A 9,849-nucleotide genomic window follows, 5' to 3' on the forward strand; every position below is an offset into this window, starting at 1 on the left:
GGTCAGACCCCCCAGTTACTGGAAAAAAGCGGCGTCTGTGACTGTTCACAGACGCCGCTTCAAATACTCCACATATATGATTCAATCAGGTTTACTGGTCCGCTACGCTAACTTCAACACTGTCGACAAACAGGTGGTCGCCGCTTGTGTTACGCATTGAAATGATAAGCTCTGCTTCACCGTCACCAGGTGTTTCGTACTCCCAAGTGACCTGCTGCCATTCGTCGCTCTCCACAATGGTGTAAGCAGAATAGTTGCTGTAATTGTTGCCGTGATAACCAGGAGCGTACATGGCGTTTCTAATCTCGCCGTTGCCTTTCACCCAGAAACTCACTTCGTAAGTCACGCCCGCTTCCATCGCATAAGCTTCAGATGTAAACCGGTTATGCGAGGTACTTGTATTCACGAGCTGAACGGAGGAATCGCCTTCGTAAGCCTGGTCAGACTGATTGACTCTTGACTGGGCAATATTTGAAGACTGGCCAAACCAATTGACAGGCAGTCCATCAGCCCAGTTTTCAAATGAGCCATTAGCTAACTCTTCAAATGGTTCCGCTGTAGACTGAACGATGACTGTCAACGTTTTTGTTGCGGTATTGCCGGAAGAGTCAGAGACTCTGTAACGGACCTCATACGTGCCGGCACGGGAAGTATCGACATTATTAGTGACTTCCACCTGTTCAGTCAAATCACCATCTACATCATCTATCGCAGTTACAGCAGGTACTTCAAATTCGTCGCCGGCCTGCAAATAAACAGTAGGGTCTTCATTCAAAGCTTCGTCTGTAAATTCGATCACAGGAGGGGTCACATCTCCCATATCATAATCAGGGTCAATATCCGGAACTTCAAGCTGCACGACCATCGGGTCATGATCGCTGGCACGGCCGTGGGCTTCCATGAAACCTGAGTTAATATTCATTATATCCGCTTCCAGTCCTTCTGTCAGATGGCCAGAAACGAGAATGGAATCCAGGGACTGGGAGCTGCCGTTATAATTATACGTATACTGCTGTTCTCTCGGAAGTTCATAAATACTGTTATACATCATCCCGTCACCTTCAAGGATTTGTACAGGAGGAGACCAAGGGAAATCATTGAAATCTCCTAAAATAACTACGTTAGCTTCTTCCTGATAGCTTTTCAGTTCGCTCACAAAATCATGAATGACTGTTGCAATGTCTTCACGCTGATCACGGCTTCCCTGAACCGGAGGCTGTTCCATCCCGAACGGTGCCGTATCTCCGCGTTTGGAGTTCCAGTGGTTTCCGATGACATAGACGGATTCACCTTTAAAAATAAACTCAGTCATTAACGGTTTCCGTGAGTTTTCAAACGCCTCATTCATAGGATCAATTAAACCTGACACATAGTTTAATTCCCCGTTTTCATCGAATGCCAGTGCGTCTTTCGGACCGCCAATCTCGCCATCTGCTAAATGCACGCGGTCAGTGCGGTAAATATGCCCGACACGGATATTTCCGCCCGGAATTCCGCCATCCTGTCCGTCCACAGGTGCCACATCGGTGTAAGCGTATTGCGGGCCGCCAAGCTCAGCAATTCTATCAATTAACGTCTCATAGCTTTCGCTGGCGTCCGTATCGCCGCTGTCCGTCGTTCCGTCGCTTGCCATCACTTCAACAAGCGTAATAATGTCCGGAGCATTCAGTTCATTTGCCATAGAGTTGGCAAGCCGTTCTGTTTTTTCAGCAGGTACGCCGGGATAATAGTTCTCTACATTATAAGTAGCAACCGTCAGTTTATCTTCAGCAAATTCAATCGTTGTTTCGTCCCGCCGTTCTGCTCCGCCGTCATTAAGTTCAGGCAGGCCATCTACAGGCTGAATTTTAAAATTGCCGTAATTATAGCCCACGACACCTTCAATGCTGTCTTCAAAGTAGTCGCCCGTTTTTGCTATCGTTCCACGGGGCACGTTAACAAACATAATTTCCGGGTTAAGCTCTTTCTCTGTTAAATAAACCCCGCCGTCCGGAGTCCGGTTTTCCAGATCCCATTCTTCAGAAATGACGGTAATTTCATCGTATTTTTGCGGACCGGTAAGAGTGACCTGGCCCGGAATTTCAACGAGCATTCCTTCAAGGCTCTCATAAAAATCAAGCGCGTTTGCTGTTGCATCAAATGTATCCGGATCATAAATGTCGTATTCATCCGGATCGGCCAGAAGCACACTTGGAATATCGCGGTCGACTCCAATGACTACCGGATCAGGCAGCTCATTGCCGCTTGAATCGACTTCCAGTGACGAGCCGACAATCTGTGTCGTCGTTAAATCATTATTCCCGTCAAAACCTTGTTCTTCATATTCCACAACCCGGCCGTCAACAAGCACCATGTCACCTGCCGTGACCCCGTGATTCGGCTTATAAACGAAAATCCCTTCAGATGTATTGACATCGCCGTCAGATTCTTCGCTCTGCATGTAGAATCCGTTGCCTTGTGTGTAAGTGACAATACCCGGAACTTCCCGGACGGCCATATCTTCGTAAGGTGAAATATGGGATGCCCCTTGAATGTCATAAATTTCAAGGCTTCCTGCTTCTGCCAGTACCCTATACTCATACGTACGCACAGGGCTGTCAGTTAAACCGTCTTTCACTGCAAAAGCTTTAATAGTCATGTCTTCAGTAATTTCAATTGGACCGTCGTACAAATTGCTTTCCGCAGTCGGATCTGACCCATCTGTCGTGTAATAAATGACCGCATCGTCGGTAAACGTGCTTAAAGTCACTTTAGTGCCCGCCTCTACTGCTGAAGACCCCGGTGCCGCCTGAACCGGCTGCACAACAGTGGCGTCTTCAATTAAGTCTTCATCAAAGCGTGGCATGAGTTTATGTTCGTAAAAATGGTAATTCACTACGCCAATCAAATAGTCATACTCAGTCTCTTCCTGAACATCAGCTTCTGAGCCAAGTACAATGAATTCCCCTTCGCTGTCCTCAGCGATGTAATCATTGAAGTCTCTTAATTCATTCACAGTGGCTTCTTCCACCATGACGAGCTGAGCTTCAATATTTTTACCGCTCTCTTCGGAAAAATCAGTTGAGTCCACCAGTTTAGGTTCAACCATTCCTGCATTTTCCTGAACCATTTCAGAATCCCCTGAAGCAATCAGCAGCTGAAGCATGTCACGGAAATGGTCCAGCTCTCCTGTCACTTCAATCATGTCACCGATCGTGTAGAGGTCTCCTAAACCAGGACCTCTTAATAACAGGCCGGCAGTGTCATCCTGGATATACATATTCGTTTGGCCGCCTGCTTCAAAATGAGCAGTTACCGTGCCGCGGACAGTATGAGTCGTACCGAGGTCAGAATCGCGCACCTCCTGAATTGTCGAGCCCTCAAACTCCTCTTCTTCCGTGTAGTCAAAGGCTGCCTCTACATCATTCACAGTCAATGTGCCGCTCAGGCCATCAAGGTCGTCATTAAGATGCTCCACGGTAACGTGGGACCTGTCTTCAGAGGAAACCTCGTAACCTGTTAAATCAGGAACAATAACTGTTTTATCAGCCAGTTCCACTTCTACTTCCACCATTCTGTCAATCCCCAGCCCTTTAGGGTACGTTTTATCAAAATCGATTAAAAAGCTGGTAGAATCAATGATTGTCACATCTTCCACAGACCTTTTCGGCCCACGGGGCGCTTGTGCACTATTACTTTGTTCCCTTTCTTCAACAACCGTGCCTTCTGTCTGCCCATTTCCGTTTCCCTGGTTTGCTTCAGCAGGCATTGCCGGCGCAAAGGTGGCAGCTGTCAAGATGACCGCCATTAATGCTGCAAATAACGAACGGGTTCTTCTCGATCGACCTTTCATACCATCATCTCCTCCTTAAATAATATGTAATGTCTCTCGGAGTCTGGCATTTAATGAGAGCGCTTTCATTATAATCTGTTTTACGGAGTGACGTAAACTGATGTCTGACAACCTCGCATCTATTCTCATAGGATAGATGACCTTCTTTCTTGTTATTGCCTCTTTCACTTCTTATTCCATATTTAAAAATTACTAAGTAACCTTCCCCCGTTTGAAAGACCAAGAGAAATCAGGTCAATTTAAGGTCTCTTTTTATGGTAAATTAACCCATTATCTTAAGAAAACCAAGCTGTTTTTGTAAAAAATTTAAACTATTTGTAAACATATGAGTAAATAGACATATTTTTTCGACAAATCTTCTTACCAATGAAAATAATGGTAAAAAAGGCTTAAAGGAAAAACCTGGGGGGACAGACCCCCCAGGTTCTGGGAATTTATTCGGCGGCGGGTAAGGAGAGGAGGAAGCAGGTCCCGTCTGAGGACGTGCTCTCCAGCTGAAGTTTGCCTCCGTGGTTATCCATTATACGCTGAGCGATCGTGAGGCCTAAGCCTGTACCGCTTTCTTTTGAGGTAAGGAAAGGATCAAAAATCTGCTGCTGAATTTTCTTAGAAATTCCCGGTCCTGTATCTCTAATATAAATGTTATGATTTCCGTATTCCACAATAGAAGAAATAGTAATAGAACCTTCTCCTCCCATTGCTTCAATGCTGTTTCTAATGAGATTATGAAGGACCTGTTTCATCTGCTCAGAATCGACATACACTTGAGACGGATAAAGATCGACTTTAAATTCGACTTGGTCGTATCCTGCAGACTGCCTGATTAACGGTAAAATGTCTTCTACGATTTTTTCAAAATACACTTTTTCCATGACCGGTGCACTTGGTTTTGTAAGCATCAGCATCTCTTCAATGATCGCGTTGATCCGGTCAAGCTCTTTAAGGAGAAGAGGCAGGTGGAACTGCTTTTTTTGTTCTTCTGACAGAGACTGGTTCATTAAAGACAAAAATCCGTCAATCACCGCTAACGGGTTTCGTATTTCGTGAGCAGCCCCCGCTGACAGTTCGCCTATAACCGCTAGTTTTTCAGTTTGCTGAATTTTTTTCTCCATCTCTTCGGTTTCGGTTATATCAAGAAAATAAAAGATCTTTCCTGTCATTTCCTGGTCCTTGTTAAGGAGCTCAGATTGGGAGACTAATAGAAAGTGCGTGCCGCTGTTCGTGTAAAAAGGAATTTTGACATTGTGGAAAATGTCCGGTGATGAAAACCTCTCCCAGAATTGTAGATTTTCATTAAAGTCTTTTTTGATTAACGTCTCCATCAGCTTTTTATTATCATTGCCGAGAAACTCTTTAGCCGTGTCATTAAGGGACAGATCCCCGGTTTTCTTATTGTAAGTCACAATGCCCAGAGGCAGGGAATTAAGGATCTGCTCTCTGTAAATCTTATCGTTGACGATTGTATCAAAAGATTCTTTAAGCCTCTTTGACATTTGATTAATGGAGGCAGTCAGCGATTTAAGTTCTACCTGGTTCCCCTCTTCGATCGTTAAGCCGTACTTCCCTTTCGCAATATGGCCCAGTTTTCTTTCTATATTTTCTACCGGCTCTGTAAGCCCTGCGCTTATTTTGTAAGACACAGCAATTGCTAAAATGACAGCGACGGTGGTAACAATAATGAGAAGCCTTACAGACTCGCTGATAATTGCTGAAATATGGTCAGACTGGTCTTCCAGTGAATGAACGACAGTTTCTCTCTGACTACTCAAGGTCTGGTGAAGCTCCTGCACGCCCGGAAGGTATTCCTCTTCTATAAGAGCAGCGGCCGCTTGAAAGTTGCCATACTCAACTAAACCTCTCACATTATTTGTAACTAGAAAATCCAATAAGTCTATCTCTCTTTTAACAGACGAGAGAGAGTCGGGAACCGGCCCATGATCTTCCCTCACCTGTTCCTCTGTCTCCTGCTGCCTTTGTTCATAGGTGTCCGCGAAATCACAGCAGAAGTTCGTTTCAACTGCTGTTTCAGCCATATATTCCTTCATCCGCAATTCCTGTTCCCAGTAAGAGAGCCAGAAATGTTCAGGGAGACTAGTGTTCTGGACATCATCGCTTACTTGATTAACTTCTTTAATAGACTGAATAATAACAAATGAAAAACTGGCTAATAAAATCGTAATGATAAGAAGAATGGACAATATTTTACTGCGAAACGTCATGTTTTTAAAGAACTTGCCCATTGCTCTTCCCCTCTCTAAACCTGCGCGACTAAAAAGTCAGCTCTCCTCTGGTATGTCTCTTAAACTCTGATTCAATAAACTCTAATTCTTTTTTTGTGAACATAGGACCGAACGGAGCAAGTTCAACTACTCCTTCGTTTTCACCAAGAATCGTTACTCCCCCGGGAATTCCTTCTTCACTGAAATAGTCTTCCAGTATGGCCACGTAGGCTTTTGGGACGTCATTTGTCACACTGGTTAGAACATAATCTCTCGCCATATAAGACTGGTCTTCTATATAACCAATTACATAAACGTCTTCTTCTTTTGCCCGTTCAATAATATCACGGTTGAAAGCGTTCCCCTTGGAATAGATCACATCCACCCCTTTTTCAAGGAGTGCATCCATTACCCCGACAGCTTCAGCACCATCTTCCCTGCTTGTGACGGATTGACTGAACACCTCTGCTTCAGGTTTATAGTCGTGTATCCCTTGATAAAATTTCGGAGACCCTCTTTTTTCATCTTCTATTTCAATAAGAGCAATCCGGCCTGTTTCAGATTTTAAAGCTCCAGCGAGACCTGCAAAATATTCAGCTTTCCCTTTTCCAAATGTATAAACCGCCTGGTTAGAATAAGTAGCCGTTCCGTGAATGGTTACAAATTGCACATCAGGATGATGAGGCGCCAAATCTCTGAAGAAGGGAGAAAACTCCTGTCCATGACCAATAATTAATTCTGCCCCGCTTTCAATCGCTTCTTTTGCTTTGCCGGCAGCCAGTTCTTCGGAGTGGAGACCGCTGTGTAATACTGCGTCGACAGGAAACTCATCTTCGATCATCACCTGTCCTTTATAGGCAAGACTCCCCCAGCTTTGATCGCTTACAGAGTCAGAAGTAAGGATTGCCATAAAAAGATCTCCTTCATCTTCCTTTGGCACGTCTGATTGATCGACGAGTAAAATACCACGTGTCTGATATAACATTATAAAAATAAGAACTGAAGCGACTAATAAAGAAATAAGTAATATATATTTAGTCTGCGATTCTGAATAAATCATAATCTGTTCTCCTTCTGAGATGCATAACCTGATTCCTGCTGTCACACCAGGCCCCTGCCATACGGCAAGAAAGATATAAAAACAATGAGGTTTATGAGTTTAAAACATTTCATTTTTCTGGACAGCTATGTAAATTAGAACTAGCTTTATCTTACAGAAAAACCTCCCTCAGGTCTATATGTCCTCACTTAACTCTTCAGTCCTTTACCGGTTTATTTGCAATTTTATTAATAGCTGAGAAGAGAATATTATTTTTACAGACTAAGGATAATTTACTTTTAATACCATAAAATTGAAACTTTCTTACGTCTGAATTTTTACATAGCAATGGAAATATTCAAATATTTCGACAAAAAATGACTCCTCAGAAGTTTTCTATCACAAAAATACAAATAAAAACACTTCTCTGTACCTAAGTAAATGTATTCAAAAAAATCACACGCGTGACACCCCCAGTTTACGGTGCTGCCAATAAGAAGATATAATGAAAGCGCTCTCCTTATAACGTTTTAAGGGAGCAGAATGTACTAATTCTATTACATATTTCAAAGGAGGAGAAAGAGGTATGTCCAATCGTTCTAAAAAGCTTCGTCCTTTTTTTGCAGGTATGATGAGTGTCAGTTTAATGGCAGCTGCCTTTGCACCTATGGATTCTGCCAACGCTAACCCAGGCAACGGCAATGGCAAGGGTAATGCCGTGGCAGAACAGCAAAGAGGCAACAGCGAAAATGCCCCGCACGGTCCAAAAAGAGATATTGACGGCGTGACAATGGTTGATTCAACAAGTTTTCTGGTTGATTTTGATAAAACTTATCCGAAAGGCATCGATATTAACCGGATGCTTGAAGTTGAAGCAGAGTTAGATGACGAGTCAGTAGTGGAAGTTGAATTGACGGATTATGATGTCTCCTCAGACGATCGTTCATTAGTGACAGTTGAACATGCGAACGATGATCTCGATGGATTGGCAGGAACACTTCGGATTAACGATTTTGAACTTGATTTTGACTTTGCAGATGAAGAAGAGATGTTCAGCCTTAATATCTTCCATACGAATGATATCCACGGCCGCACGAATATGTTTCCTCAACTTGTGACAACCTTGGATGAAGCTAAAGAAACGTATGGAGACGGCCTTCTTCTTGACGCGGGAGATGTGTTCTCCGGCACGCTTTATTTTAATGAATTCCGGGGCCAGGACGCCCTTGAGTTTATGAACTATATGGAGTACGACGCCTTTGTTTTTGGAAACCATGAATTTGATCTTGGAGATCCTGATGAAGGGCACCCTGAATTAGTGGAGTTCGTCGAGAATGCAGAGTTCCCATTTGTGGGTGCTAACATGGACTTTTCAGGCGACCCTGGCTTTGATCATATAAACCAGCAGGGCGGGATCAGCTTTGAAGCTGAAAACGGCATGATTTATGATGGGATCGTAAAAGAAGTAGATGGCGAACAAGTCGGGATTTTCGGAATTAACACAGAAGATACTGTCGATATTTCCAGTCCGATGAATGTGACTTTCTCCAACTATGCAGAAGCGGCCGAAGAAATGGTTGGTCTGTTTGAAGAAGCAGGCGTTAACAAAATTATCGCCCTTACGCATCTTGGGTATGACAGTGACCCAAGCGTCGGCAACGACCTTCTGCTCGCCTCTAAAGTTGAAGGAATTGACGTCATCATCGGCGGGCACAGCCATACAGAAGTATCGCCTCCTACCGTGTTGACTGAAAATGAGCATGGCGAGGAAATGGAGCCGACCGTTGTAGCTCAAGCAGGAGAATATGGTAAATTCCTCGGCGTAGTTAACGTGACTTTCGATGAAAATGGCGTCGTTGTTGACTCTGATGGTGAGTTAATGGCAACCGGAGACCGCGAACCTGATCCTGAAGCAGCCGAAATGCTTAAACCTTACACTGAAGCGATTGAAGAACTGCAAAATGAGCCGGCTGGCTCAACTGTTAAGAATGACCTCCCGAATCCGCGCCACGGTGACGGCGATGATGTGAGTGTCCGCGCCAACGAAACAGCGCTCGGCAATTTAATTACTGATGCCCAGCTTAGAGCCGCATTAAAAGCAAATGAAGATACTATTATGGCATTGCAAAACGGCGGCGGGATCCGCGCCCCGATATCTGCAGGCGAAGTAACCATCGGTCAGCTGATTGAAGTCCAGCCGTTCGGAAACAGGCTTACGCTGTTAGAATTATCAGGGGAAGAACTAATGCAGGCATTTGAAACGAGTGTCTTTGATGCGCCGGCAGAAAACGGCGGTTTCCTTCACGTATCAGCCGGCACAAAACTAACGTATGACAGCGACTTGGACCCAGGTGAAAGAGTCGTCTCTCTTGAAATAGAAGTGGACGGCGAGTACGTTGATATCGAGCAAGACGACATGTATACGATTGCTACGAATAACTTCACAGCAACCGGCGGAGACGGTTATGAGGTGTTCGCACAGGCATATGACGACGGCCGCGGCACAATTGTCGGGAATACTGACTGGGAAATGCTGCGTGACTATATGGCTGAACTTGGCGAAGTAGATTATGACGTTGAAGGCCGTATCGTTAATTTGGCAGCTGAATAATAAAGCAGCCGTTTGAAAGGTATAGCGAATAGAAAGAGGCTGGGACAAAACCCAGTGAATAAGAATGGCCCTCACTAATGTGAGAGCCATTTTTTTATATCTCATATTATTATGGGTTGCTTGTTCAAAAATACACTCGCTTGCCGCG

4 protein-coding genes are annotated in these 9,849 nt (G+C 44.3%); 1 reads left to right on the forward strand and 3 read right to left on the reverse strand.

The annotated features are described in order from the left end of the window. Nucleotides 1-91 precede the first annotated feature (91 nt). The 3 genes from K8O68_RS04530 to K8O68_RS04540 form a co-directional block, all read right to left on the reverse strand. Nucleotides 92-3,832 carry a chitobiase/beta-hexosaminidase C-terminal domain-containing protein gene (locus K8O68_RS04530; RefSeq protein WP_230895752.1) on the reverse strand — a complete coding sequence of 1,247 codons (3,741 nt, stop codon included), beginning with the start codon at nucleotides 3,830-3,832 and terminating at the stop codon, nucleotides 92-94. 434 nt (nucleotides 3,833-4,266) lie between these two features. After that, nucleotides 4,267-6,072 (reverse strand): sensor histidine kinase, encoded by a 1,806-nt coding sequence (locus tag K8O68_RS04535; RefSeq protein ID WP_230895753.1) that lies wholly within the window; start codon nucleotides 6,070-6,072, stop codon nucleotides 4,267-4,269. 28 nt (nucleotides 6,073-6,100) lie between these two features. Then, a complete protein-coding gene (locus K8O68_RS04540; RefSeq protein ID WP_230895754.1) occupies nucleotides 6,101-7,111 on the reverse strand; it encodes a BMP family ABC transporter substrate-binding protein in 1,011 nt (336 codons plus the stop codon). A 565-nt stretch (nucleotides 7,112-7,676) separates the two neighbouring features. Here K8O68_RS04540 and K8O68_RS04545 point away from each other — a divergent pair. Further along, complete coding sequence (locus tag K8O68_RS04545) at nucleotides 7,677-9,701, forward strand: bifunctional metallophosphatase/5'-nucleotidase (RefSeq protein ID WP_230895755.1); 2,025 nt, start codon at nucleotides 7,677-7,679, stop codon at nucleotides 9,699-9,701. The last annotated feature ends 148 nt before the right edge of the window (nucleotides 9,702-9,849 follow it).

It is taken from the genome of Salipaludibacillus sp. CUR1 (assembly GCF_021028955.1).
Lineage (GTDB): Bacteria > Bacillota > Bacilli > Bacillales > Salisediminibacteriaceae > Salipaludibacillus.